Here is a 26556-nt window from a genome sequence, read left to right on the forward strand (position 1 = left end):
GAGGGTGGGGGCACGCGGGCGAGTCACCACAGCGAGCCCTGAGATGCAAGGAGTGCATGGCGGGCGCGACTCCACGGCCCCGTGCCCTCCTCAACTGTGAGGATTACGTACCTCGGCGAACCCGCGTAAAGCTGGCGCAAAATGACCAAGCTCAAGCACATCGCGCTCGCCGCAGCCCTCTTTGTAGCGCCCTTCCTCGCGTGTTCGAGCGCGACCACCCCGGCCGCATCGGACGCGGGCGGCGGCGGGGGTGAGGCCAAATTCAGGTTTTGCCTAGGCGGCACCTGCAGTCAGGCCCAATCGGACACCCACTCCGCGTGTATGGTCGCCAAGTGCGATGCGCAATACGCCCAGTGCTACGGCCCAGGCTACAAGACTGGCACTTTCGCGGGCGCCCCCTGCTCCGACGTCCAAGCCTGCGACCAGAAGTGCGCCTGCAACGACACGAAATGCCGAGAGAAGTGCGCGGTGAGCGGAGAGTGCGTGAAGTGTGCTTTCGAAGTGCTCGCGCCGTGCCTGACCGCGGCTAACTGCACGGCCCCTGCATGCTCCGACGACGATGGCGGCAGTGACAGCGGCGGTGGCGGCAACGACAGCGGCGGCGGCGGCAACGACAGCGGCGGCGGTGGGAGTGTGAACTGCGGGGTGCTCGACTTCTGCTGCAAGAGGCTGCCCGACCCGGCCAAGTCGACGTGCGGCGAGATCGTGGACGGCCGCGACGACGTGCATTGCGGGAACAGCAAGAGCCGGTTTTGCGACCTCGACCCGGCCGCGTGCACCAAGCTCGGAGACTGCTGCAACACGCTGAACGGGACCGAGAAGACGACCTGCGAGCTGCAGCTGTCGACCTACGGCACCGACGTCGAGCTGTGCGCCACTGCGCTGAAGTCGTACCCGACCTGCCCCTGACCCACTACGTGGGGCACCGCGTCTCTGCCGGGAACGGTGGATCGATCTCACGCCCGCGCGCGATGACCCATTTCTGAGCTACGCGGGGCGGGGTGCGCTCGGTGGGAGGCTCCCCCCACATGAGCGCGCTCGCGCTCCGCTGACCCGCTGCAACCCGTCACCTCACTCGACTGTGACGGTCTTCGCGAGGTTTCGCGGCTGATCGACGTCGGTCCCCTTGAGGTCGGCCATGTAGTAGGCGAGCAGCTGCATCGGGAGCACCGTGAGCAGCGGCAGGACCTCGCCCTCCGCCTCGGGCACCTCGATGACGTCGGCCTCGCGCGCGGCCCCTCCGCCCCGCAGGCTCTGCGGCGCGCCGTCGAGGCAGAGCTTCGCCACGTCGGCGTCGCCCTTCGTGCAGATCGCGATGACCTGGCCCTCGCGCGCCCGCACCTCCTGGAGGTTCGAGATGGTCTTCTCGTAGTGCACGTCGCGCGGGCACACCACGACGACCGGCATCTCCTCGTCGATGAGGGCGATGGGGCCGTGCTTCATCTCGCCTGCGGCGTAGCCCTCCGCGTGGATGTAGGAAATCTCTTTGAGCTTCAGCGCGCCCTCGAGCGCCATGGGGAAGCCCGTGCCGCGCCCCAGGAAGAGCATGTCGCGCGCGCGCAGGTGGTGCTTCGCGATCGCCTTGATGCGGTCGGCCTCCGTGAGCGCCTCGCGCATCTTCGCGGGCACGTGCCAGAGCGCGTTCAAGACCCGCCTCGCCTCGCCCTCGGGCAGGGTGCCGCGCCGGCGCCCGAGGTAGACGGCGAGCATGAGCAGCGCCGCGAGCTGGGTCGTGAAGCACTTGGTGGACGCGACGCCGATCTCGGGGCCCGCGTGGGTGTACAGCGAGCCGTCCGAGGCGCGCGGGATCGCGCTGTCGACGACGTTGGCGACCGCGAGCACGTGCGCGCCCTGCGCCTTCGCGGCCTTCACCGCCGCCATGGTGTCCAGGGTCTCGCCGCTCTGGCTGACCGCCACGACGAGGTCGGTCGGCAAGAAGACCGGCTCGCGGTACCGGACCTCGCTGCCGATCTCCACCGTGGCCGGCACACGGGCGAGCTGCTCGATCCAGTAGCGCCCCGCCATGGCGGCGTGTGCGCTCGTGCCGCACGCGACGAAATAGACCCGACCTATTTTCTTGGCGAGCTCCTCGGTGACGCCGATCTCGGCGGCGATGACGTCGGCCGCCTGGAGATCGATGCGGCCGCGGAGCGTGTCTTCGATCGCGCGGGGCTGCTCGTGGATCTCCTTGAGCATGAAGTGCTTGTAGCCACCCTTCTCCGCCTGGGTGGGCGACCAGTCGATGCGCTTCGACTTGCGGGTGACGGGCGCGCCGTCGGCGATGACGGTGATTTCGATCCCGGTGCTCGTGAGGCGAGCCATCTCGCCGTCGTCGAGCAGGATGACGTCGCGCGTGTAAGCGAGCAGCGCGGGGATGTCGCTCGCCGCGAAGTTCTCGTCTTGGCCGATGCCGAGGACGAGCGGTGAGTCTTGCTTGGCCACCACGATCTCGCCCGGGCAGTCGCCCGCGACCACGGCGATCGCGTAGGCGCCTCGCACCCGCTTGAGCGCGCCGCGCACCGCGGCGGTCAGGCTCTCGGCGCCCGCCGCGCGCCCCTCGTTCACGAGGTGGGCGACGATCTCGGTGTCGGTGTCGCTGGCGAACCGCACCCCGCGCCCCTCGAGCTCGCGCCGCAGCTCGACGTGGTTCTCGATGATGCCGTTGTGAACCACCGCGATCTTGCCCGACACGTGCGGGTGCGCGTTCGCCTCGTTGGGCCGCCCGTGGGTCGCCCAGCGCGTGTGGCCCACGCCCGTCGTGCCGACGAGCGGCGTGTTACGGAGCGCCGTATCGAGGTTCGCGAGCTTGCCGACCGCGCGCCGAATCTCGACCCCCTTCGGGGTCTGCACGGCGAGCCCGGCCGAGTCGTAGCCTCGGTACTCGAGCCGACGAAGTCCCTCCACGAGGATGGGCGCGCTGTCCTTCGAACCCGTGTACGCGACGATTCCGCACATGACTCTTCTCCTCGGGGAAGCCCGCCGACGCGGGCGCTGCGAACGGGGGGGAGCGTAGCCCTCATTCTCGCCACAGGAGCGAGGAAAATTGCGGCGCGCGACCCGTCGTCGCCGCTGTGCCGGCGCGCGGGGACACCGTATGGTGGCCTGCGTGAGAGCCTCGAAGACCACCGCCGTCCGCGCGCTCGCGTTTCTGTTCTCGATCGCGCTCCTGCTCGGGCGCGTGCCGGTGGCCGCCGCGGGCGTCGAGCCTCCGACCGACTGCCCGCCCGGCTCGACGGGCAAGGCCTCGAGCAGCTTCGCGTGGTGCGAGCCCTCGGTGTGCCTCCACGACGCCAACTGCACCCCGGGCGAGGTGTGCCGCCCCGTCCCGCTCTGCGTCGAGGTGGGGACCCTGGCCGACGCAGGCGCAGCAGGCGAGCAGCGCCTCGCCGCCACCCAGCGCTGCGGTCCGGGCGGCGCGTGCCCGTCCACACAGACCTGCTCGATCAAGGACCGCTGCCTCCCCAAGCTCGCGGCGCAGAAGCTCGGGCTGCTCGAGGCGCCGAAGCCGGCGAGCGCGCCGAGCGCGCCGAGCGCCGAGCCGCCCAAGAAGTCCGCGTGCGGCTGTGACGTGGTCGGCCGCGGCGCGGACGCGGGCTCCGTCTTCGGCCTGGCGGCGCTCGGTCTCGCGGCGGTCGCGGCGCGCCGAGGGCGACGCAAGCCCATGTAAACACTGCATTATTTTCTCACACGCCCCGACCGTCGCGACCGCGCGACCTGCGCGCCGCGAGCGCGTCGCGAGCTCGCGCGAGGCCTTCGCGCCGTGTAGCCAACGGTTTCTTGTGAGATACTCTACAGGTGCCGGAGAAGACGAAGGCCAGAGAGCAGGGGCTCGTGCTCGAGCCCGAGTACGACGACGAGGCCTCCATCAAGGTGGAGATCCCCGCGGGCCTGCTCGCCGAGCGCCTGCCCGAGCCGCTCGCGCTGCAGCTCTCGCAAGAGCGCATGAGCGACACGCTCACGGGCGCGCTGCCGCCGTCGATGACCGAGCTCAAGATCCCGACCGGCGGCGAGTTCAAGGTCGAAGGCTCGCTCTTCAAGCGCACCTCCCGGGCAGACGGCACCTTCCTCGGACAGCTCCTCCTCGCGTCCGGCGCCGTCACCGAGGCCGACATCGAGCGCGCGCTGACCGAGCAAGAGGAGCGCGGAGGCCAGCTCGGGCGCATCCTCGTCGGGCTCGGCGCGTGCACCGAAGACCACATCGCCGACGCCGTCACCGAGCAGATCCGGGTCCGCGCGAAAGAGGGGTACACCGACCTCTCCAGCGCCGCGCGCGCCAACCCGGCGGTGGCCGGCCTCGGTGTGCTGTCACGGCCGGCGCTGACCTCGTTCGTGCTGCTCGCGGTCGACGCCACCACCCTCATTTTCACGGCGCTGATCGGCACGCTCGTCGACTGGTACCTCGCCGACGGCTTCGTGCTGGTGAGCGAGGCGTACGTGGTCGGCCCCACGCTGCTGCTCTGCATCCTCGTGTACGCGTTCCTCGACCTCTACTCGCCGCTCGCCAAGTCCGCGCCCGACGAGCTCCGGGAGGTCGTGCTCAGCACCTCGATCGTGCACGCCGCCATGTTCATCCTGTCGGTGAGCGGCAACCTCAGCGCGCGCTGGCACCTCACGTCGAAGCTCGTGTGGTGGACCTCGACCATCGCCCTCGTGCCGCTCGTGCGCGCGGTGGCGCGGGGCAAGTTCTCGCGCCGCCCGTGGTGGGGGATCCCGGTCATCGTGCTGGGTGCAGCCAAAACCGGGCGCCTCGTGGTGCGCACCCTCCAGGCCCAGCCCCGCAGCGGCCTGAAGCCCGTCGTGCTGCTCGACGACGACCGCGCAAAGCACGGCACGCTGCTCGCCAGCCAGGTCAACGGCATGGACGTCGACATCCACTCGATCAACGTCCGGGCAGCGACCTTCCTGTCGGAGTCCACCCGGGCCGCCCTCGCGGACGACTTCTTCGGCGACGAGCCCAAGTCGAACAGCGAGATCGAGGCGGCGCGCGAGGACGAGGGCCTGAGCTCTCACCCGCCCAACGCGCCCATCGACATCACCACGCCGAGCTCGGCCTTCCCCGTGCGCAGCTCGAACTTCCCGCGCGGTAAGTTCGCCGAGGTCGAGGGAGTGCCGCTCGTAGGCGATCTCTCGCTCGCGCCGCTGCTCGCGAAGAAGCTCAAGATCCCCTACGCGATCGTCGCGATGCCCGGGCAGCCCTCGTCCACGCTGCTGTCGATCGTCGAGCGGGTCGGCGGGCAGTTCTCGCACCTGCTCCTGATCCCCGATCTGTTCGGGTTCGCGACGCTCGGCGTGCCGGCCAAGAGCGTCGGCAGCGTCCTCGGGGTCGAGGTGCGGCAGCAGCTCCTCCTGCCCGCGCCGCGGCTCGCGAAGAGGGTGCTCGACGTGTCGTTCACGCTCGTCGGCAGCGTGTTCATCTTCCCCTTCCTCTTGCTGATCGCGCTGCTCATCAAGCTCGACTCGAAGGGGCCTGTATTCTACATGCAGAAGCGGCTCGGCCGCGACAACCGCCACTTCATGGCGGCGAAGTTCCGCACGATGCACGGCGACGGCGAGGCCCGCCTCAAGCAGGTGCTCGAGGCCGATCCGGAGCTTCGCAAGGAGTACGAGGTCTTCCACAAGCTGCGCAAAGATCCGCGGGTGACCCGCATCGGCCGCGTCCTGCGCAAGTTCAGCCTCGACGAGTTCCCGCAGCTCTGGAACGTGATCCGCGGCGACATGAGCCTCGTCGGCCCGCGCCCGTACATCGAGCGCGAGCTGCCTGAAATGGGCGGCAACGAGAAGCTCATCCTGCGGGCCACGCCGGGCATGACCGGCATGTGGCAGGTGAGCGATCGGAACGCCTCCTCGTTCGCCTGGCGCGTGCAGGTCGACGTGCACTACGTCCGCAACTGGTCGCCGTGGCTCGACATCTACATTTTGGCCAAGACCGTGGGCGTGGTGGTGCGAGGCTCGGGGGTTTGAAAATGACGGGACCTGCGACACCCAAGCCCGAGGGCGGGCTCTTCTCTCGGCTCCTCACCGACGCCGTGGAGCTCACGCGCGCGAACGGCGGCGAGGCCTCGCCGGGGCCGAAGGCGATCCTCAGCGTCGCCGCCAGCCAGGACAGCTACCGGGTGCTGCTGCTCAACCGCGTGCGCGAGGCGGCGCGCGGGCGGGTGCCCGGGGTGAACCACGCGCTCCGCATGGTGCAGACCGCGCTGTTCGGCATCGAGATTGGCAAGGACGTGACCCTCGGCCGGGGCGTCAATTTCACCCACACGCTCGGCATCGTCATCGGCGGCGACGCCCGCATCGGCGACCGCGTGAAGTTCATGGGCAACAACACGGTGGGCACCGCGAAAGACAACGGCTATCCGATCATCGAGGACGACGTCATCGTCGGGTGCGGCGCGCGAATCCTCGGCCCCGTGCGCGTGGGCGCGCGCGCGGTGATCGGCGCGAACGCCGTGGTGCTGAGCGACGTCGAGCCCGACACGGTGGTGAGCGGCATCCCCGCGCGCCCGCACAAGAAGCGCGCCGAACGCGCAGACTGAGCTGAGCGCGCCGCGCCCGCCGGTGACGAGCGCGGAAAGGCCTGCTAATTCTAAGGGGATGAAGCTCCGCGCCTATTTGCCCCTCTTGTCTTGCCTGGCGACGGCCGCGTACGCGTGCTCCAGCACGCCCGACCCAGGCGGGCCAGGCGCGACGCTGCCCACGGAGGGGGACGCGGCGACCGTTCTGCCCGACGGCGCGGTGGCCCCGGTCGACGACAGCGGCGCCCCGAAGGACGGCGCGACGCCCCCCGTGGGCGACGGCGCCCCCCTGCCGGACGGCGCGGTGGACCCCAACCCGCTCGCGGGTGTCACGCCGCGCGAGCACCTCTCGGTCGCCGACGGCCAGGCGATGGGCCTCGGCTACATGGACGGCCTGCTGTGGGCCGACGGCGCGCTCATGTTCACCGATCCGTTCGCCGAGGGCAGCTCCGGCCACGTGTGGCGGCTGCCGCGGGTGGGGCTCGCGCCCGCCTTCATCCGGCCGTCGGGGTCGGCCATCGGCCTGTGCTTCGACCCCGAAAACGGGGGCTCGCTCGTGCTCACCGAGACCAAGCCCTCCGCGGTCGCGCGCCGCAAGGTGGACGGCACCTCGCGCGCGGAGCTCGCGACCACGGCCAACGGCGTGGCGCTCAACTCGCCAAACGACTGCGTCGTCGCCGCGGGGAAAGGTGTATACTTCACCGATCCGAGCTACCAGGGCGGGGCCCAGGCGATGGAGGGGGTGTACCGGGTCGCGGGCACTCCGCCGACGGTGACGCTGCTCGCCGAGTACGCGAAGGGCAAGTTCCCGAACGGCATCGCGCTCTCGGCCGACGGCGCGTCTCTCTTCGTTTCGCTCACGGGCGAGGCGCAGCTCGTTCGCTTCGCGCTCGCGGCCGACGGCACCGCCGCGGGACCGCCCGCGCTCTTCGCGGCGACGGGCCCGGCGCCCGACGGCGTCGCGACCGACACGGCCGGAAACGTGTATGTCGCAACCTCTGCGGGGGTGGAGGCGTTCTCGTCGGCGGGCAAGAAGTGGGGCGTGCTCCCCCTGCCCGCCAACCAGCAGCCCACGTCGCTCGCGTTCGGCGATCCCCAGGGCAAGACGCTCTTCGTCGGGTCCACCCTGGGCCGCGGCGTCTCCAGCCCGGCGATCTACGCGCTCGCCATGCGCACGCCCGGCGTGCTCTGAGAGCTTGTTGAGAAACGGACCGAGGCCGCGTGACCGCGCAGCGCCTCAGAGCTTCGCGAAGAACGCCCAGGTCGCGGCGTCGCTCTCGGACCAGATCTGGTGGCCCATGCCCGGGATGAGGCACCAGACCACCGGCTTGCTCGCGGCGCAGCCGGAGACGCTCTTGCACGGCGACGGGGCCGTGTCGGTCTGCTTGTTTTTGTCCGGGCACTCGTTCGCCCAGGCCCAGTGGTCGAGGGACTTTTGTCCCTCCGAGGGGCTGTCGTTCGTGCCGTGGAAGATGATCGTGGGCACTCCGCGCTGCGGGCAGACGAGGTGCCCCGTGGCGTCGTACTGCTTGCCGAAGGGCCCGCCGGACCCGCTCGACGCGATCGCGCGGAGCGCGGCGCCGCGCCAACAGCCGAGCTGGTTGGCGAAGTAGCCGCCGCGGCTGTAACCGGTCGCGAACACGCGCTTCGTGTCGACGCAATACGACGCCTCGAGCTCGGCGACGAGGCCGTCGAAGAGCGCGACGTCGGGGTTCTGCTCGGGCGCCGTGTCGAGGTTCCAGGTCTTGCCGACGCCGTCGGGATAGACCACGAGCGCACCACCCGCCGAGACAGCGTCGAGCTTCATGGAGCGCTGTAGCGCGGCGCCCGTGCCCCCGTCGCCGTGGAACGCGAAGACGAGGGAGTACGCCTTCGTGGGCGCGTAGTCGTCCGGCACGAACAGCGAGTAGCTCCTGGAGCCGCCGCCGACCGTGAGCGTGCGTCCCTGGCCTCCCGGCGCGGCGGACGGCTTGGCGCAGCCCGCCGAGCCGGCCACGGGTCCGGGCGGCACCGAGCCGGTGGGGCCTGGCACGGGTGTGGATCCGTCGGGAGAGGTGCCCGCCTCGCCCGGAACCGACGGAGACGGCGAGCTGGCCGCGCACGCGGCGATCGCCACCGCGACCGCGGCGAGGAGGCCAGACGACGCCGCGCCGGGAGCGCCGCGCTCATTCGACGACGATGAGGTCGCCAGGCATGAGCGTGATGTTGGTGGTCACGCCAGAGCGGAGATCGGAGAAGCGAAAGCGGACGCGGTCGGTGAGCGTCTTGCGCACGAGAAAGATTTTGTCGCCGTCCGCGTAGTCGTTGAGTCCGCCCGCCGACGCGATGGCGTGGAGGACGTTCGCGCCCGGCTCGAGCTGGAAGGTGCCGCTCTGCCGGACCTCGCCCGTGACCGAGACGGGGATCTGAACGGGCTGCTCGAGCACGAGCGACACGCTCGGCTCCTTCAGCATGGTCTTGAGGCGGCCCTCGATCTCCTTCGCGACCTCGTCGGGCTTGCGCCCGCGCACCATCACCTCGCCGACGACGGGCACCGAGATCTTCCCGTCGGGCCGAACGTGCTCCCGGGTGGAGAAGGTGTCTTCGCGGAACACGCGGACGTTCACGATGTCGGCCGACGTGATGACCGTGTCGCGGGCCGCGGGCTGCGGAGGCAAGCTGGTGGCCCAGACGAACGGGCCGGTGGACCCACACGCCGCGAGCGCGACCGCGGCAGAGAACCCAAGCGCAATCCTCAGGGTGGACATCGCGAACAGCATACACGGGTTCTTCAAAAACGGATGCGCCGGAAACGCGACCCGAGGTCGGGCGCGCGCGGGGCCACGGGAGATCAGGCGGCGACAGGGCGCGTCAGGCGGGGGCGCGACCGCGGCGCGCGCTGACCGCCGGACGGGGCGCCTCGACCAGGGAGCGCGCGGGGACCGACTCGCCGAGCACGCAGCCCGCCATGATCTTGCTGCTCTCCCCCACGGTGATGGGCCCGTAGAGCGTCGCGCCCACGCCGACGTGCACGTTCTCTTGAAGGGTCGGCGCGCCGGCGCGCCCCTCGGTGTCGTTGCCGAAGCCGAGCGTGACCCCCTGGAAGAGGATGCAGCCGCGCGCGACCTTGGCCGAGTGGCTGATGGCCAGGCCGAAGCCGTGGACGATCATCACCCCCGGCGCGAGCTCCGCGTCCCAGTGGATGTCGGAGGCGTACAGGTGCCGCATCAGGCGGCTCGTGAACTGCGCGGCGAGCCTGTCGCCGCGCGCGCGAAAGAGTCGCATGAGGCGGTAGGCCACGAGGATCTGGAAGCCGATCTTCTTCACGCCGTCGGAGGGCAGGCTGCCGCCCCCCTCCCCTTGGCTGTACTTGCCTTGGTACGCGAGCATCACGGCGTGGTCCTCGCGCACCGCGGCCGTGAAGTCGGCGAGCGCGCCGCCGCGGTCGGTCGAAGGGTCGCTGCCGGGGCCGAGGTCGCGGAGCGCCGAGCGGAACGCGCGATACTCGCTCCACAGGCCCGGGAGGCTGCCCGCCTCGTGCCTCACGCCGCGATAGAACTGGATGCCATAGACCAGGGTGGCGCCGGCCACGCCGAGCCGCTCCAGCCCGAGCTTGTCGGCCGAGATCGCGACCTGCACGGCGAGCTTCGCGAGGGGCTCCGCGGCCGCCGGCAGGCCAAGGCCAAGACCTAGAAACGGCAAAGATATCGGAGAGATATGCTCGAAGTGGCGGAACGGGCTCGCCGAAGGAAGATCCCGGTGCTTGCGGCCGACGCGCACCGCGTAGGCGCCGTCGTTGTAGCTCCTGGCGAGCCACTTCTCGAGCGAGGTCTTGTCGGAGCCGTGGAGGCTCGAGCCGCGGTCGGAGAACAAGAGCCTCGCGCCGGCCTTCTCGAGGCGAATTCCGAGCTCCTCGTCCTCGAGCGCGCGAAACTGCGGATCGAAGCCGCCCACGCGGAGGAACAGCTCGCGGTCCATCGAGACGTTGCCCGTGTACACGCCGTGACCGCGGAGGGGCTGGCCCGCGAGGAGCGAGTCGGCCTTGTCGGAGAGCATGCGCGCGAAGAACTTCTCGAAGAGCGGCATCTTCGCGATGTCGGTGTCGGGGCGGAGCTGGCCGAGCACCACGGTGTCGGGCGCGTCGTGCAGCGCGAGGTGCCCCTCGAGGAACTCGGGGCCGACGCGCATGTCGTCGTCGAGGAAGAGCACGACCTTCCCGCGGGCGAGCTCGGCGCCCGCCTGTCGCGCGCGCGCCGCGCCGGCGTTCGCCTGACGGTGCACGGTGAGCGAGAAGGGGTAGTCGGCCAACACGACCTCGCGCACGTCGACCTCGGAGCCGTCGTCGACCACGATCGCCTCGAACCGAGACGGCGGCACAGCTGGCGACTGCGCGGCGAGCTCACTGAGGAGCCGGCGGACGAGCTCGGGGCGGTTGTAGTTGGCGACGACCACGCTGACCCAGAGGCCAGGGCCGAGGTGGGCTTGTGCGGCGGGTGCGAGCAAGTGCGGCTCCTCGGATCAGCGGTTCAGGACGTACGAACGGAGGAAGCTCCGCGGGTGCTTGGCGAAGTGGCGCACCCAGGAGGCCGCGTCGACGAGCGCCGGCTTGCGGTCGTCGGGATCGCGCACGGCGTCGGTGGCGCGCGCGCGGTTGTCGCGGAGCCACGAGCGCCAGCGCTTGACCTCGTCGCGCGACATCTGCCCGCTGAGCCCCTGGAGCCCGAGCACGAGATCGAGCATGAGCTCGTGGCAGTAGACGTGCTTGCCGGCGGGCTGCCAACGGGTCGCCTCTTCGAGGACGCGATCGGCGTCGGCGTCCTGGCCGGCGGCGCGAAGGGCGACGACGTAGGGCAGCGGCAGACCGCGGGCCACGTCGAAGGCCATTTGGCTGTAAAATCGAGGGTTGACGTCGATGAGGAGGCGGCGGTCGCCGTCGGCGATGAACTCGGCCTCGAACGCCCCGCGGTAGCCGACGCGCGTGAAGAGCGCGCGCAGCTGCGCTGTGACGGCGGGCTCGGGCTCGCGCCCCTCGAAGCAGAGGCCGATGCCGACCTTCCGGGGGCGCTGGAGCACCTTCATGGCCGAGCGCGACACGAGGTGGGCGTCGTCGGCGTAGCCGGACACGCTGAAGATGCTGGTCTCCGCGGCGGGGTGGTAGGCCTGGAGCATCGGCCGCGCGATGTCCGGGTGGCGCGAGGTGAGCGCGGGGTTGAAGCGCACGAGATCGTGGTAGCGGGCCAGTGTGGCGGGCAGCTCGGAGAGCCGCTCCACGAGCGAGCCTTTGATGCCGCTCTCCAGGTAGATCTGCGTGCGCGGCTTGATGAGCAGGGGGAACGTGGCGCGCTCGGCGAGCGCGAGCAGCTCGGCGTCGGTGTCGGCGTAGAGGGTGAGCGGCACGTCGATGCCGAGCTCGGCGCAGACCGCGGAGAGGCGCCCCTTGTCGAGCAGGTCGAGCGTGGTGCCCTCGCCGGGGTGCATCGTGAGGAACACGTCGCGGATGCGCTCTTCGTGCGCGGCGAGGAGCCACGCGAGGTGGTCGTTCGTGGGGTAGATGACGGTGCCGGGGTGCGCGCGGCCAAACGCGACGAGCCAGTCGAGCAGCGCGTCCACCTCGCCGAGCGGCGGGTGCTGGAGCCGCTCGGCGGCGTACCGAGAGAAGAGCGCGCGCGCGTCACGGGTCTCGTCGGCGACGAACACCCGCACGCCTCGCGCCCCGAGGCAACGCACGGCCGCCAGCGTGCCGTAGTAGTCCGCGCCGAGGAGGAGCACCTGCATGCCGCATCATGCCGCGAAGTCGCGCGGCGACTCAACCGCAAGCAGCGTGCATACTGCACTCATACGCCGCGGCGAGCGACGCGCGGGACCTACCCCAGGAAGCGCCCCTTCAGCTTGAGGAACGGTGACTCGAAGTACTTGAAGCTGAGCTGAGAGGCGCCCCAGACCAGGCCGATCGCGCCGAGGAGGAACGCGGTGTTCACGCCGAGCTGACCGAGCTCCGACAGGCCCACCTGCAGGCGCTTGAGCGTAGGGATGGCGAGGATGAGCACCGGCCAGTGGAAGATGTACATGCCGTAGCTCACCTTGCCGCACGACACGAGCACCCGGGAGGTGAGGAAGGCGCGCACGCGCGGGCCGATCTGGCCGTCGGCGCAGAGGGACACGGCGCTGGCGAAGAAGAGCGCGAGGAGGAAATACCCGGCGACCACCACGCGGCGATCGTAGCCGTTGAGCCCCTTGGCGACGACATAGAGCCCGACCACGCCCACCCCCGTGAGCACGAAGAGCGGGAAGCGCAGGCGCCGCCAGAGGTGCGAGATCGTGTGGGACGACTCGCGCTGGAGCGTGGCGACCAGCGCCCCGAGCAGGAGCCCGTCGGCCCGGGTGAACGTCGCTCGGTAAACGAACTTGACGACCGTGAGAGGCTCCCAGAAGTGGGCCTTCAGCGTGAAGCCCGCGCGCAGGACCAGGCACGCGGCGATGAGCGCGAGGGTGAGCGGCACGAGGCGCCTTCGAGGCGTGACGAGCGCCACCACCGGCCAGACGAAGTAGAACTGCTCCTCGATCGCGAGCGACCAGAAGTGCGCCGTCCAGCGGAGCTCCTCGGGGTCGAACGCGAGCACGTAGTTCTGCATGTAGAGCCAGTACGCGGGGCCGGGGATCCAGTGGCCGAGCGCGAGCCCGATGACGCTGCCGACGATGATGAAGGCGTAATACAGCGGGAAGATGCGGAGCACGCGGCGCATCCAGAACATCTTCATGCGCGTGAGCAGCGGCTTGTTGCTGGGCGCCACGAGGCCGCGGGTGATGAGGAACCCCGAGAGCACGAAGAAGAGGTCGACGCCTATCCAGCCGGTCCAGAGCACGCGCTTGACGTGCGTCGCGACCGCGCCCACCTCGGGGAACTCCCACGAGAAATGGAACGCGAGCACGAGCAGCACGGCGATGCCGCGCATGCCGTCGAGGGTTTGGATGTGGTCGTGCCCGCTCGTGGCTTCCGGCCCGGGCGTGGGCGCGGGCGCGGCCTCGTCGAGCGCGGAGAGATCGTCGGCGTCCCGAGAGAGGCCGAGGAAGAGCCCGAGCCCGACGAGCGCCAGCGCGAAGCACACCCCGAGGTCGACGCCGCGGGCGGGCTCGGGGGCCTTGAAGCCCACCTTGTCCAGCACCGCCTCGAGCTCGGCCGCCGTGTCCACCTTGGCGCCCACGAGCTCGGGCTTCACGCCGGGCGCGCCGCGTCGCAGGAGCATCTCGTTCGGGAGCTTCTCGAAGCCGAGCTCGTCGATGTACTTCTCGTCGGCCGGGTTGAGGTCGACCGGCTCGACGATGAGCTGGGTCTTTCGCTCGCCGAGGCTCCACGTGTAGTCCCACTTGTCGTGGCCCGGCGAGAAGACGCCCTTCGGGGGCAAGTGCGCGATGTGCGCGTCGTTCTTGCCGAGGAGGTCCTCGGTGGGCCTGCGGGAGAAGTAGGGTGTGGCCCCGGCGGCCGCGACCGCGATGCGGTGGTCGTCGGGCGTGGTGGCGCGGAGCAGGAAGCCGAGCCGCGTGTACCGGGCCTCATCGATGTATTGTGCAGCGTTCTGCGTGGCCCACCGACCGAGCGCGACGGCGTGCGAGGGGAACCACACGAGCCCCATGGCGACCAGCGCTGCGGAGGTGACCGTCGCGCGCGAGGCGAAGCGCGAGCGGAGCCAGTCGAGCCCGTCGCGCACGCCTTCGCGCAGGTCCTTCAAGAAGAGGAACGCGGCGCCGAGGCCGAAATACAGGCCGCCGAACGCGAACGGCGTCTTGCTGAAATAGATGGTGCGGGCGACGCCCTGCTCGGGGCGCAGCTTGCCGTACACGTTGAGCAGCACGAGCACGAGCCCCATGGTCATGAGGGCGCCCGCGAACTTGCGCGCGGCGAGCTCGCGCGCGGCCTCGCCTTCGCGGATCAGATCGTCGATGCACAGCGCCACGAGGAGGATGAGCGCGGGCATTCCGACGCACGTGTAGCGGTTCGCGTAGAGCATCCACTCCCACGCGTCGCCGCCGACGTACGTGGCGTAGGCGATCTGCGCGGCGAAGAGCGCGCCGAGGAGGACGCGCCGCCGCGTGGGCGGGTCTTGGTAGAAGGTCTTCTCGGGCTTGCCGAGGCGCGCGGCGATGACCGCCAGCGGCACCGCGAGGTGCATCGCGAGCATCTCGAGGGCGACGAACACGCCGCGCTTGAGGCGCGCCGACAGCGGAATGCCGATGAGCTTGAGGTAGGCGGTGTTGGGCAGTCGATCGTGGAAATACGCGATGCGGAACGCGGTCTGCGCCCCCACCGCGCCTCCCGCGCCGGCGGCCATGGTGACCGCGAACAGCACCCGCTTCTCGGCCGTGTAGAGCCCGTAGACGCCGATGAGCGCGATCGGGACCACCGAGTCGGAGCGGAGCAGCAGCGCCGCCGCGGTCACGACCGACATGAGCACCGTCCGGCGCAGGGTGAACTTCACCTCGTTCTCGAGCACGAGGTAGAGCAGCACGTCGACCAGGAGGGTGAGGGCGCCCACCTCCATGCCGCGCAGCGTCCAGAACACGAGCGGATAGTCGAAGAGCGTCGCCGCGAGCACCGCGAGCGGGAGCCACTTGGCGTCGGAGAGGCGCCGGGCGATCTTCGCCACGACCCACGCGTTGGCGAACAAGATGCCCACGCCGGTGAGCATGATGAAGAGGGAGATCTTCGCCTCGGAGAGGTGCAGCATGTGCGCCACGCTCATCCAGAGCACCCAGAGCAGGTTCGTGAAGCCCTCGATGTGCGCCTCGCCCGGGTTCCACACGAGGCCGTGGCCCTCCGCGAGGTTCCTCGCGTAGCGCATGGAAATCATCGCGTCCTCGAAGAGGACGAAGGTGCGCGTCCCCCCGAGGACGAAGCTCGTGCGGTAGATGAAGACCGCGTAGAAGGCGAGGGCTGCGAGCGCGACGCCGAGGCGACTCTTACGATTGTCCAAGGTGAGCCGATGCTAAACGATCTGCAGCACTCGCCGCGCGACGAAGCGCCGCCCGGGCGCTAGAGCCGCGTAGCCGATCGTTAAGTCGGACTTAACTGAATCCGGGCGTCAGGGGGCCGGCGCGAGGCCGAGCACCGCTCGCATGACCGCCTGGGCGCGCGCGAGGCCGTGCTCACGCTCGAGGAAGTCGTAAGCGCCCTCGCGCAGGCGGGCTTGGAGCTCCGGGCTCCGGAGGACGTCGGCCACGTGCGCGGCGTACGCGCGTGGGTCGTCGGCCACGAGCAGCTCGCGACCGCTGGTGAGCGGCAGACCCAGCGCCCCGGCGGAGGTGGTGACGAGCGGCAGGCCGGCGCGGAAGCCCTCGAGGAGCTTGATGCGCACGCCCGAGCCGCCGAGGATCGGCGCGATGAACGCGCTCGCGGTGGCGTAGTGCGGCGCGAGCTCCTTCGCGAAGCCGTGCACCGTGATGCCGGGCAGACGCCAGCGCTCGGGCACGATCTCGGTGCCCGACGGGTCGCGCGGGAGGCCAGAGCCGACGACGTCGAGGGTGACGTCGGGCACGTCGCGCCGGAGGACCGGCCACACCTCGCTCAGGAACCAGTCGAGCCCAGCCACGTTGGGGTGCCAGGAGAGGTTGCCCACGTAGACGAGGCGCCGCGCCGCGCGCGGGCTCCACGGGGTGCGCTCGAAGGTGACGACCTGCGGGACCAGATGGGCCGTCACGCCCGCGAGCTCGAGGAACGCCGCGGCGTCGCTCGCCGAGATGGCCACGACCGCGTCGGCCCGGCGGAGGGCGGCGCGCTCGAAGCCCCGAGCGCGGCGGGTCTCGAGCGCCGCGGCGAGGCGCACGACGCCGGTCTTTCGCGCGGCGAACTGGGCGAAAAAGTCGCTCTCGACGTTGTGCTGACCGAGCACGAGGCGGGCGCGCGGGGCGAGCCGGGCGAGGAGGCTCGCGTACACCATCATGCCGAGGTGATCGATGGTGACGACGTCGGGAGCGCGGGCGCGCACGGCCTTGACGAGGGCTGCGGCGACGCGCGGGCTCGCCCACTTGCCGGCCAAGTACGGGAAGCCCGGCACGAGCTCGAGCGCGGCGACCAGCGCGAAGTAGTGAGGGAAACGCTTCAGGTGGATCGGGTGGAACACCGGGCCGTGGAGCGTGACCTTCGGCAGCGCCGAGAGAGCGCGCGCCCCCTCCTCGCCGCGCGGAGACGACTCCTCCTCGACGCACACGAGATCGATCGAGCGCACCTCCTCGAGCGACTGCAGCAGCCGCAGATCGGCGGCGGTGCGGACCTGCCCGCCGCTCACGGGCGGGAACGGGAGCTCGGTCGTGAGGTAGAGAACGTGCATGGTGCAGCTAGCCCGGATGCTCCCGCGCGGGCGGTCGGTCAGCGTGGGCTCGCCGGCGGGAGCGGGATGGCCTCCAGCGCCACGAGCATCTCCTGGGCGCTGGCGAAGCGCTCGGCGGGCCTGCGTCGCATGGCGCGCTGCACGAGCCCCGCGAAGGCGAGCGCGGTCGGATCGGAGCGCCCGGTGACGACCGCCGGTGCCTCCTCGGAGAGCTTCACGCGGAACGTGCTGATGTCGAACGCCGGGGCGCCGACCACCGCGTTGTAGAGGATGGCGCCCACGGAGTAGACGTCGGCGGACTCGTTGGCGCGGCGCGCGTCGACGATTTGTTCCGGCGCCATGAAGGGGATCGTGCCGATCGCCGAGCCCATGGCGGTGAGGTTGCCCTGGGGCCGACCGTTCTCGTCGGTGCCACCTTTGAAGCGGCTCAGGTTGAAGTCGAGCACCACCGCGATCCAGCCGCCTTCGATGGGACGGAGCATGACGTTGGCGGGCTTCAGGTCGCGGTGGATGATGCCGCGGCTGTGCATCTCCACCACGCCCCGGAGGAGATCGGCGCCCAGGTGGATGGTGTCTTCGACGCCGAGCTTGGTGCGCTTGAACACGCTCGCGAGCAGCTCGCCCTGGATGTACTCCATGACGAGCGCGAAGCCGAACGGGGGGCCAACCACGAACTCGTACATCTTCGCGATGTACGGGCTCGAGAGCTGCTCCAGCGCGCGCGCCTCGCGCCGGAAGCGCTCCACGCTCTCGTGGGACACCGCCTGCGGGTGCAGCACCTTGATGGCGACCTTCGAGGCGTTGTCCTCGCGGCGCGCCAGCCACACCACGCCGTACGCGCCGACACCGAGCGGGCGTTCGAATACGTACGGACCGAGCTTGTTTCCCGCGACGATGTGCAAGCCGTCCATATGTAACGCGAGCGCGCCGGAGACGCGGCGAAAATGCGCCCGAAGCGCAATTTTCGCCGCCGAGGACCCGCGCGGCCGCGGCGCCACGACGAGCGCTAGGCCTGAGCGGTGCCTTCGCTGGCGAGGTTGCGCCGGTTGCGCACCATCTGGACGACGGACTTGACGTCCCCGAGGCGCACGCCGCCCGTCCCGAGCACGACGACCGCGTAGGTCAGGCCGACGAGCACGAGGCGCGCGTCCCCCAGCGGCTTGGCGAAGTGGTCGACGGTCCACGACGCGGCGTACGCGAGCAGCGACTTGGCGAGCGCGGCCACGAGCCGCTTGTCGAGCGCGCGACGCCCCAGCGTGATGAGGAACACGACCGACACGTAGAGCTCGAGGAACGTGAAGCAGAACGCGTCGCCTACCCCGGCCCCGCCGGGCCCGAGCTTGCGGTGTGCCCAGGGGATCACGAGCCACATGAGGAGCGGCTGGAGCAGCAGCCGCGAGATGGAGATGAGGGTGACGCTCCACGAGCGCTTCATGATGATGAGCGCGGTGGCGAACAACACCGCCGCGTACGTGAAGACGAACGAGGGCGCGAGCTGCTGGAGGGCGGGCGCGGCGGCGAGGAACTTGCTCCCCGTGGTGATGCGGATCCAGAACGTCGCGCCGAGGCTTATCATCATGGTCGCCGGGATCGCCACGACGAGGATGCCCTCGACCGCGCGGCGGAGGATCGCGAAGAACTCGGCCTCGCTGCGGCGGAGCGCCCGCGTGAGCAGCGGCGTGATGACCCAGGCCTCGAGCGGCGCGAGCAGCATGGCGAGCGAGGCGAGGTTCTGCGCGGCGCCGTAGAGGCCCACCTCCACCTTCGCGGCCTGCGCGGCCTCGGCGGCCTCTCGCGTCGCGTCGGTCGCGAGCGACTTCAGGAGCGCGATGTCGAGCTTGTTGCCCATCGTGTAGGAGATGGTGTTCACGAAGAACGGGATGCACGCGATGAGCACGGTGCGTGTCACCTGCCGATCGAAGCGCAGCTGGAGCCCGACCTCGCGCCGGACCGAAGGCCAGAGCACCAGAGCCTTGAGCAGCTCCGACAGGAACATGGGCAGCGCGAGCAGCGGGAAGCGGTGCGTGATCTGCACCATCGCGACGACGCCCACGCCCCACACGAGCTTCGCGGCCACGTTGGCGACCGCGAGCCGACCGACGCGGGTGCTCGCTTGCAGGAGCGCCGCGAGGGACTCGTTCGTGACGACCAGCGCCTGGGTGAGACCGAACACCAACACGGTGATGTGCAGCTCGGGATCGCGGTCGGCGTGGGACGCGTACCCGTAGAGCCCAACGAAGAGCGCGAGCATCACGAGGAGGCGCGCGACGAGCACACCCCCGAAAAAGTCGGAGGCGTGCGCGGGGCGGACCGACACCTCGCGCTGGATGTACGTGTTGAGGCCGAGGCCCGCGAAGATGAAGGCGAGCGCCGCGGTGCTCTCTGCCCACGCGTACTGCCCGAAGCCCTCGGGACCGAGGAAGCGGGGCAGGATGAACCGAACGCCGAGCGCGACGGCCCAGGTCGCCATGAGCGACAAGCCGAGCTTCAGCGCGTTGCGCATCGCGGTCGCGACGTCGCGGTGGGCGTGCGCCTCGGAGGGGCGATCGCCGTCCGCGGAGGCGTCGGCCGGCGCGGCGGGGTCCTTGGCCGCTGCGGCGGGGTCTTCGGCTTCCGAGGGCACGTTTCGCTCCGAGATCTCGCCCGCGCTCAGAGGCGGAGCGAGGGATCGGTGTGGACGGTCAGACCGCCGAAGAACATGAGCTGCTGGGTGTCGAACCTGCGCTGGGCGTTGCTAAACAGCTGGGTGGTCGTGCGCACGCCCACGTCGGCCGAAAAGATGCGCGTGAACTGGTAGGCCACCGAGCTCTGGGCGGTCGCGAGCACGTACTTCGAGATGACGTCGGTGTTGCCAGCGATGACCCCCACCGACGCCTGACCGCGCAGGGTGGTCCGGTCGATGCGGTGGTTGATGGCGACGATGCTCTCCACCTTCTGCTCGACGTCGCCGGACAGAAGGTTGATCCACGGGCCCACCTTGGCGATGGTCGCGAGTCGCGTCTCGCTCGCGCGGTGGTCCCAGCCGAACACGGTGTTGGCCTCCACCGTCGGGTACATGCGCGCGCCGAAGGTGGGGTTCTGCGCGGTGCGGGCGCCGGCGGCGATCTCGCTCGTGATGAGGGGGCGCCACTGGTGCACGAGGCGCTCTTCAGCCTCGAAGAGCACGGTGGGCGAGCCGACGCGGTCGTCGTTGAAGAGCGCCGGGAGCTGGTAGCCGCCGCCGAGCGAGGTCTTCCACGTGTCGAGCGGCGTGCTCTTGAGGTCGAGCGTGAGCCGGTAGGCAGGACCGTACGTGAGCGGGATCGTGCGGCGCGACAGGCTCTCGGCGCCGCCGAACGCGCCAAAGCTCGCCTGGGGCGTGAGGGTGACACGCCGAGTAAGTCGAATGTTTACGAAGCCTTGCGCCTGGAGGAAGAGCAGGTTGAAGCTCGCCGCGCCGAGCGTGGGGATGATGGGGTAGGGCGAGGCGGGCATGCCCTCGCCGCTCCACGGCTTCTGCACGAGGAGGGCCGTGTTGGAGATGGGCCCGTACCCGCCGAAGCCGTAGAGGCCCCAGTGCGTGCGCTTCTGGTCGATCTCGAGGCCGAGCGCGAAGTTGTGGAACGCGCCGAACTGAGGCGGCAGCGGCGTGTTGTTGGCCTGCGAGTCGTCGCGCTCCTGCTGCGTGGGCGCTGAGAAGCGCAGGGTGTCGATGTTCGTGGTGTCGGGGATGATGAAGCGCGGCGCGTAGATCGCCACGAAGTGCGAGAACCCGTGCCGCCAGAGGAGGTCATACCGGAGCTGGGGGGCGAGCTCGCTCTCGAGGACGGGGCGAGTCTGCGGCGTGACGGCCGCGCTCGTGGTCTCTGCCGTGAAGCGGCCGCGGCCCTCGACGCGCACCTGAGCGGCCACGAGGCTCGTGGTGTCGAGGGGCGGGAGGTTCGCGAAGGGCAGCATCGTGGGAGTGCAGGCGCTGGCGCGCTGGCGCGCGGGACTGGCGGGCTGTCGGGACGGGACCGCGCGAGAGCTCGAACTGCTCCAGCGATACCATGAACGGCGGGCGAGTGGGCTCCGTTCAGCGTCGACCGCGGGGGGGGGGCCGGGGAGGCGGCGCAGGCGCGGGGAAGGGCCCCGCCCCGCGCCCCGCCTACCACTTCATGGTGCCGAAGACGGGGATACCCAGCCGGTCGCGGACGTGACGCGGTTCGAAGAAGATGCCGGAGAAGCGGTCGGCGATCGCCGCCGTCGCCAGGCCCGCGACGATGGTCAGCATGAGCCCGATCACGGCCGCGATGAGGCCCGACGGGCGTTTGGGGCCTGCCGGCAGCTCCGCGGGGTGGGTTACCGAATAGCGTCGCTTGAAGCCAGCCTCGGCGGTCTGCGCCTCGATGCGGGCTCCCTCGAGCTTGGTGGTGAGCTGGTCGTACTTGTTGCGCGCGGTATCGAACTCGGCCTGCACGTCGCTGATCGACTTCGGACGAGCCGGCGCACCGGCGTCGACGGGCACCACGACCGGCGTCGCGACCATCGCGCCCTTCGGCTCCTCCTTCGGGGCGGCCTTCTTGGCGGCCTCGATCTGGGCGAGCACGTCGGTCTCTTGCTGCTTCAGCGCTGCCAGCGCGGGCGTGTCGGTCTGGGCAGCGCGGATGTTGTCTTTGACCGCGCGGACGGCGGGGTGACCGTCGGCGTACTGCTGCTGCAGCTCTTGGAGCTGGGTCTGCAGCTGCGCGACGCGCTGCTGACGCTGCTCGAGGATGGCGGCCTTCTCGCCGCGAATTTGCTCGAGCTTCTTGGCGAGCGCCGGATCGGCGCCGACCGGAGCCGGAGCGCCCCCCGCGCGCTGCACGTAGCGCAGCACGGTCTCGCTCGCGGGCTTGCCGTTCAGATCGCGCTGGCGAATCGCGAGCTCGGTGGCGGCCGCCGCGACCTCGCCTTGGGCACGCGCGACGTTCGACTCGAGGATCTTGAGCTGTTCGTTGATGCCGCCGATCTCCACGCCATACCGCGCGTCCTGGAAATTCTTCATGGCCGCGGCCACGATGTCGCGCGCCGCGACCGGATCGGACCACTCGATGAGGATGGTCACGGTGGCGTCGTCGACCACGACCCGGAGCTTGGCGTCCAGGGTCTTCATGATTGTGTCGAACTTTTGCTCGTCGGTCGGCGGCTGGCTGCCGAGCTTCTGGGTGAGCTGATCGATCAACCGGCGGTGCGGCTGGCGCATCGAGTCCCACCGCTCCACGAGCTGGGTCTGCTTGATGAGCGAGAGGATGTTGTCGCGCGCCTTGACCTGCTCCTCGAACTGACGCGCTTGAGCCTTCTGCTCCTCGGGCGTGGGGCCATATTCGTTGGCGGCGCCGATCAGCCGCGCGCGCGTGACGAGCACCTTCGCGTCGACCTCGTACGACTTGGGGGCGAAGATCGACGCGACGACCGTCATCGCCAGGCAGATCACGCCGACGAACGCGGTGAGGCCCTTTCGGCGCCCGGCCGCCTTGGCCGCGTCGCGGACGCGGTCGGAGAGCGAGCCCTCGGGCTCCTCGTCGTCTTGGCGGCCCCGGCGGCCCCCTCCACCGCCGCCCCGGCCGGGTGCAGTGAGCTGGTCCGCGCGTTGAAATAGCGTGCCGTCTGCTGCTCTCGCCATCTCTGAAAGAAACCTCCGTCACCACGGTATCACAGCGCCCTCGGAGACCTGCAACTCTCCCAGGCAGTTTCATCGCGACGCCCTCCGCTCGGCCTCGCCATCGACGTTCGTTCGCCCTCTTGGGGGTCACTCGTGGGTCGTCGCGCCTCGCACGGCTCGCGACTCGGCGAACTTCCTCGGTCATCAAGCGGTTCGGCGCGCTAGTCCCCTGGAGTCGTGGTTCGTATCAGAAGTCCGGTCTTCGGTGTCATTCCGAGGAGCGAGGGGGTGCCCCGTTTTCGGCGGCGGCGGGCCCGTCCTCAACTCGGACGTCGTTCCGCGCGGTGGAGGCGGCGCTTTGGGCTCAGGGGACAGTGGTTTCGGGTGTGACCGCGCGAGAACGCCGACCCTCGAACATGAGTATCCTCCCACCGCCGCCGAAAACGGGACACCCCCTCGCTCCCTTGTGGCGAAAGGCCGAACCCGCGCGACTTCTGGAAGGGATCACGCTTCCAGGGGACTAGCTCACTGGAGGAGCTCGAAGTCGGCGCCCCCCGCAGGCGTTGGCGCGGGCGTTGGCGTTGGCGCAGGGGTCGGCGTCGGCGTCGGCCCCGAGGGCGAAGCGGCGGGCGGGCTCACCGGCGCGGCGGTGGGCTTCACGGCCGGAGCAGGCACGAGCGGCGGCGGCTTCGGCGAAGGCTTCAGGGCGTCCGGCGAGACGGTGGGGATGAAGCCGCTCGCAGAGGGAGCGGCGCCGGGAACGACCAACACGGGGGGCGGGCTCGACGGGGCGAGCGACGGCGGTGGCGGGCTCGACGGGGCGAGCGCCGACGGCTCGGGCACGGGCACCGTGAGGGGCGCGGGATCCGGAGGGGTGGACACGCGCCGGTTGGCCCTGAGATAGACGCCCACGGCGGCGGCGAGGGCCAGCGCGGCGAGAACCGCGAGCACCAGGGGCGCGAGCGAGCGCGTCGGTGCCGGCGCGAGCGCAGGCAGACCGCCGTTGGGCGCACCGTTGGCCAGCAGAGGGTCGGCGAAGAGCTGAGGACTGGAGGACGGCGCCCCCTCGAGCGAGGTGCTCGACTTGTGCTCGTCGTAGAAGAACCCCACCCGACCGCTGTCCGTGACAGGGGGCGCGGCCAATCGTCGACCGCTCGCCGTAGGCGGGAGCGGCATTCGCCCGTAAGGGTTCGACATGGCCACCATGGTGGAGTCGGATGGCGCCTGGTCGTCTTCGCTGGCCGCGTTCGCCTGCGCTTGCGCGCCCTGCAGCGGACCGGCGGCCGAGCCGCCCGTGCCGCCCGTGCCGCCCGAGCCCCCCTCGCCGAGGCTGCCGAGGCTCGCGCTCATGGCGTTCGCCATGGCCTGATGAGCGGCCGCGTCCACGTGGTTCTGGGAGCCCGCGCCGACGAACGAGATCGATGTCGGGGCGGCGTCGTCGTAAGACGCGATCGGCGCCATCGCCTCGGTCGCCTCGTCGTCACCGAGGCTGGCGCCATCGCCAGGCACGCTGATTCGCGCGCTCGAGGGAGGCGGAGGGCGCAGCGTCTCACCCACGAGCCCCTCGCCGGCCTCCTTCAGCGCGCGCCGCATTTGCGTCACGGTCTGCCAGCGGTCGTCTTTGCGAAACTGGAGCGCCTGATCGATCACCGCAGCGATGGGGCCGGGGAGCGTGGGCAACACGAGGCCGATCGAGCGGGCGCGCTGGGTCGCCGCCGCGACCAGCTTCTGCTGCACGCCCTCGACCGGGTGGACGTACTCGCCCGTGAGCAGGGTGAACAGGATGGCGCCGAGCGCGAAGATGTCGGAGCGGGCGTCCACCTCGTCGCGTGCCCCGCGCGCCTGCTCGGGTGCCATGAACGAGGGCGTGCCGAGCACCATCCCCACGAGGCTGAGCTTGCTGACCGACTTCTTGTCGGAGAGCTTCGCGACGCCGAAATCGAGGAGCTTGATCTGGAGCTCGGACGTGAGAAACACGTTCGAGGGCTTCAGGTCGCGGTGGATGACGTTGCCCGCGTGGACGGCGGCGAGCACGTCCATGATCGAGTCGGCGATGCCGAGCGCGGTGCCGAGGGGGATCTTCGGCCCCTTCGCCTCGCAGTAGTCGTCGAGGGTCTCGCCCTCGAGCATCTCCATGGCGAGGAACGGGCACCCCTCCTCGGTCATACCGTCGTCAAATACCCGAACGATACCGGGGTGCTTGACGACGTTGGCGAGGTACCCCTCGCTCAGGAACCGCTCGACCACGAGCTCGTCGTTGCAGAGCTGGGCGTGGAGGATCTTCAGCGCCGCGCGCGAGCCGTTTCGGTGGGTGACGGCGTAGACCGCCGCCATCGAGCCGGACCCCAAGAGAGAGTCCACCCGCCACTTCCCGATGACCGTGCCGATGCGTCGCTGTTCGAAGCCCATGGAGGGGAACCCACGTCAGGTAATCATGGAGCGTAGCCCGCTACGGCGCCGCTAGTGGAAGGATGTCCCCCCCGGACCACACGGGCCGAGACCGTAGCTCAAGGCGCCTGGCAAGTCTATTCGTCACGCGACCTCGCCCGCGGCCTCCAGGCGGGCGAGAGAAGCGAACGCGACCGCGAACAGGATGAGCGTGAGGTAGCTGTTCCAGCCCTGATCACCCCAGATTTGGGCGATGACGGCCACGACGACCCCGATCCCGGCGAGCGACGCCGCGCGCTCGACGGGGTTCTGGGCGGTGCGGTAGGCGCGCATCCCGAGGGTGATGGTGAGCGGGTAGATGAACCAGAGGGCCGTGAAGCCCACCACGCCACCGACCGACCAGATCCACAACACGCCGTTATGGGCGATGTAGCGATAGAGCGAAAATAGTTCCGAAATATCGTACAGTTGGAGTTTCTCTTTGTACTCCCACCCGAAGCCCTGTCCGACGGCGGGGCTCTGCGACATGGTGTAGATCAGGTTGTAGTTCTCGATGTCGCGCGACTCGCTCGAGGAGTCTTTCTGGTCGAGCACGCTCATCGCGAGCTTCGCGGGCTTCCAGAGCGGCGAGTCGCCCTCCATCTGTCCACCGACGATGAGGTAGACGAGCACGAGGCCCACGACGACGAAGGCCGCGCGGGTGACCTTGCGCTTGGTCGGGCTTGGCTTCAGCGACAGGTACATCATCACGGGGGCGGCGCCGAGCGACACGAACGCGAGCCGGCGATTGTTCAGCGCGACGCCCGCGAAGATCGCCGCGGTGAGCCCGATACAGCGGAGCACCGTGCGGCGGTCACGGGTCTCGATCGCGTAGGCGATGAGGATGAAGATCGCCGCGGTGAAGAGCACTGTGTCGGCGTGCGTCGTGACGAAGAACCCCTCCTCGTTGTGGAACCTGGCCGCGAGGGTGAAGTAGGTGAAGGTGCAGAGCGCGCTGCGCGCGACCGCCGCGGTGACGATGATCGAGCCGATGGCGGGCAGGTCCTCCGGGCCGCGAAACGCGTAGAGGAACGTGAGGCCCACGAGCGGCATCGTCACGAGGTGCAGGATCTGGAAGAACGACGGCTGTAGGTTGCCGCCGCGAGCGAGCCCCCAGGCCTCGACCGAGAGGACCGCGACGAGGAAGAAGGTCATCGCCTGCACGGCGTGACGCGGCGGCGGCGTGAGCTCCTCGCGCTTGCGGAGGTTCTTGCGCGCGCGGTGCAGCAGCCCGATGGCGCCGAAGAAGAAGATGGGCAGCGACAGCCCCGGCACGCCCGCGAAGTCCTTCAACGACGCGTAGTACGCCATGTCCGCGAAGGCGAGGGGCGGGTGCCAATAGGTCGGAATGTCGGTCGCGGCCTCGAGGAAGATCGAGACGCCGAAGAAGTACCGCGCGCTCTCGTGGACCGGGAACCGCGTGACCATGTGGTACACGAGGCCGGCGACGATCACCGCCACGAAGCCGTTCGCGATGCGCGAGGCCGTGCCCACCGTGTAGGTCATGATGGCCGACGCCGCGAGCAAGCCGGCCATCACCTTGAGCATCGGCCGGACGTGGTTGTCCTCGAGCGGATCGTGCGACACGGCGGCGGCGTCGCGCTCACCGAACTCGCCGAACCGCTGGCTGATGCGGCGCTGCATCGCCTCGTACTGGATCTGCGAGGCGGTCCTCGGCCGCTGCGGCCCCGGGCGGTAGCTCTGGTTACTCACC

18 protein-coding genes are annotated in these 26556 nt (G+C 70.1%); 5 read left to right on the forward strand and 13 right to left on the reverse strand.

Annotated features, from left to right (window positions below):
- Positions 1–141 precede the first annotated feature (141 nt).
- Positions 142–909 (forward strand): hypothetical protein, encoded by a 768-nt coding sequence (locus tag IPQ09_07355; GenBank protein MBL0194029.1) that lies wholly within the window; start codon positions 142–144, stop codon positions 907–909.
- 162 nt (positions 910–1071) lie between these two features.
- Here the strand turns inward: IPQ09_07355 and glmS are convergent, their stop codons facing one another.
- Positions 1072–2955: a glutamine--fructose-6-phosphate transaminase (isomerizing) gene (glmS, locus tag IPQ09_07360; protein ID MBL0194030.1), complete on the reverse strand. Its 1884-nt coding sequence runs from the start codon at positions 2953–2955 to the stop codon at positions 1072–1074.
- Between the two features lie 151 nt (positions 2956–3106).
- On the opposite strand from glmS, the gene IPQ09_07365 reads away from it, so the two are divergent.
- The 4 genes from IPQ09_07365 to IPQ09_07380 all read left to right on the forward strand — a co-directional run bounded on the left by IPQ09_07365 (position 3107) and on the right by IPQ09_07380 (position 7704).
- Positions 3107–3667 (forward strand): hypothetical protein, encoded by a 561-nt coding sequence (locus tag IPQ09_07365; GenBank protein ID MBL0194031.1) that lies wholly within the window; start codon positions 3107–3109, stop codon positions 3665–3667.
- Between the two features lie 896 nt (positions 3668–4563).
- Complete coding sequence (locus tag IPQ09_07370; GenBank protein MBL0194032.1) at positions 4564–5961, forward strand: sugar transferase; 1398 nt, start codon at positions 4564–4566, stop codon at positions 5959–5961.
- Positions 5962–5963: 2 nt separating this feature from the next.
- Positions 5964–6533 carry a serine acetyltransferase gene (locus tag IPQ09_07375; protein ID MBL0194033.1) on the forward strand — a complete coding sequence of 190 codons (570 nt, stop codon included), beginning with the start codon at positions 5964–5966 and terminating at the stop codon, positions 6531–6533.
- A 58-nt stretch (positions 6534–6591) separates the two neighbouring features.
- Positions 6592–7704 (forward strand): SMP-30/gluconolactonase/LRE family protein, encoded by a 1113-nt coding sequence (locus IPQ09_07380; GenBank protein MBL0194034.1) that lies wholly within the window; start codon positions 6592–6594, stop codon positions 7702–7704.
- Between the two features lie 45 nt (positions 7705–7749).
- Here the strand turns inward: IPQ09_07380 and IPQ09_07385 are convergent, their stop codons facing one another.
- The 12 genes from IPQ09_07385 to IPQ09_07440 form a co-directional block, all read right to left on the reverse strand.
- Entirely contained in the window at positions 7750–8544 is a 795-nt protein-coding gene (locus tag IPQ09_07385) for a hypothetical protein (protein MBL0194035.1), read from the reverse strand.
- 133 nt (positions 8545–8677) lie between these two features.
- A complete protein-coding gene (locus IPQ09_07390; protein MBL0194036.1) occupies positions 8678–9259 on the reverse strand; it encodes a polysaccharide biosynthesis/export family protein in 582 nt (193 codons plus the stop codon).
- Positions 9260–9362: 103 nt separating this feature from the next.
- Positions 9363–10994: a glycosyltransferase gene (locus IPQ09_07395; GenBank protein MBL0194037.1), complete on the reverse strand. Its 1632-nt coding sequence runs from the start codon at positions 10992–10994 to the stop codon at positions 9363–9365.
- A gap of 15 nt (positions 10995–11009) precedes the next feature.
- The gene (locus tag IPQ09_07400; GenBank protein MBL0194038.1) at positions 11010–12266 is read right to left on the reverse strand and encodes a carbamoyl-phosphate synthase; all 1257 of its coding nucleotides are present in this window, start codon (positions 12264–12266) and stop codon (positions 11010–11012) included.
- A gap of 89 nt (positions 12267–12355) precedes the next feature.
- Positions 12356–15460 (reverse strand): acyltransferase, encoded by a 3105-nt coding sequence (locus IPQ09_07405; protein ID MBL0194039.1) that lies wholly within the window; start codon positions 15458–15460, stop codon positions 12356–12358.
- A gap of 108 nt (positions 15461–15568) precedes the next feature.
- Positions 15569–16813, reverse strand: a complete 1245-nt coding sequence (locus tag IPQ09_07410) for a glycosyltransferase (protein MBL0194040.1) — start codon at positions 16811–16813, stop codon at positions 15569–15571.
- Positions 16814–16851: 38 nt separating this feature from the next.
- The gene (locus IPQ09_07415; GenBank protein MBL0194041.1) at positions 16852–17715 is read right to left on the reverse strand and encodes a serine/threonine protein kinase; all 864 of its coding nucleotides are present in this window, start codon (positions 17713–17715) and stop codon (positions 16852–16854) included.
- Between the two features lie 104 nt (positions 17716–17819).
- A complete protein-coding gene (locus IPQ09_07420; protein ID MBL0194042.1) occupies positions 17820–19436 on the reverse strand; it encodes an oligosaccharide flippase family protein in 1617 nt (538 codons plus the stop codon).
- A 26-nt stretch (positions 19437–19462) separates the two neighbouring features.
- Positions 19463–20749, reverse strand: a complete 1287-nt coding sequence (locus IPQ09_07425) for a hypothetical protein (protein MBL0194043.1) — start codon at positions 20747–20749, stop codon at positions 19463–19465.
- Positions 20750–20939: 190 nt separating this feature from the next.
- Entirely contained in the window at positions 20940–22436 is a 1497-nt protein-coding gene (locus IPQ09_07430; GenBank protein ID MBL0194044.1) for a hypothetical protein, read from the reverse strand.
- 504 nt (positions 22437–22940) lie between these two features.
- Entirely contained in the window at positions 22941–24824 is a 1884-nt protein-coding gene (locus IPQ09_07435) for a serine/threonine protein kinase (protein ID MBL0194045.1), read from the reverse strand.
- A gap of 123 nt (positions 24825–24947) precedes the next feature.
- Complete coding sequence (locus IPQ09_07440; protein MBL0194046.1) at positions 24948–26555, reverse strand: O-antigen ligase family protein; 1608 nt, start codon at positions 26553–26555, stop codon at positions 24948–24950.
- Position 26556 lies beyond the last annotated feature (1 nt).

This window comes from Myxococcales bacterium (genome assembly GCA_016720545.1).
Lineage (GTDB): Bacteria > Myxococcota_A > Polyangia > Polyangiales > Polyangiaceae > JAAFHV01.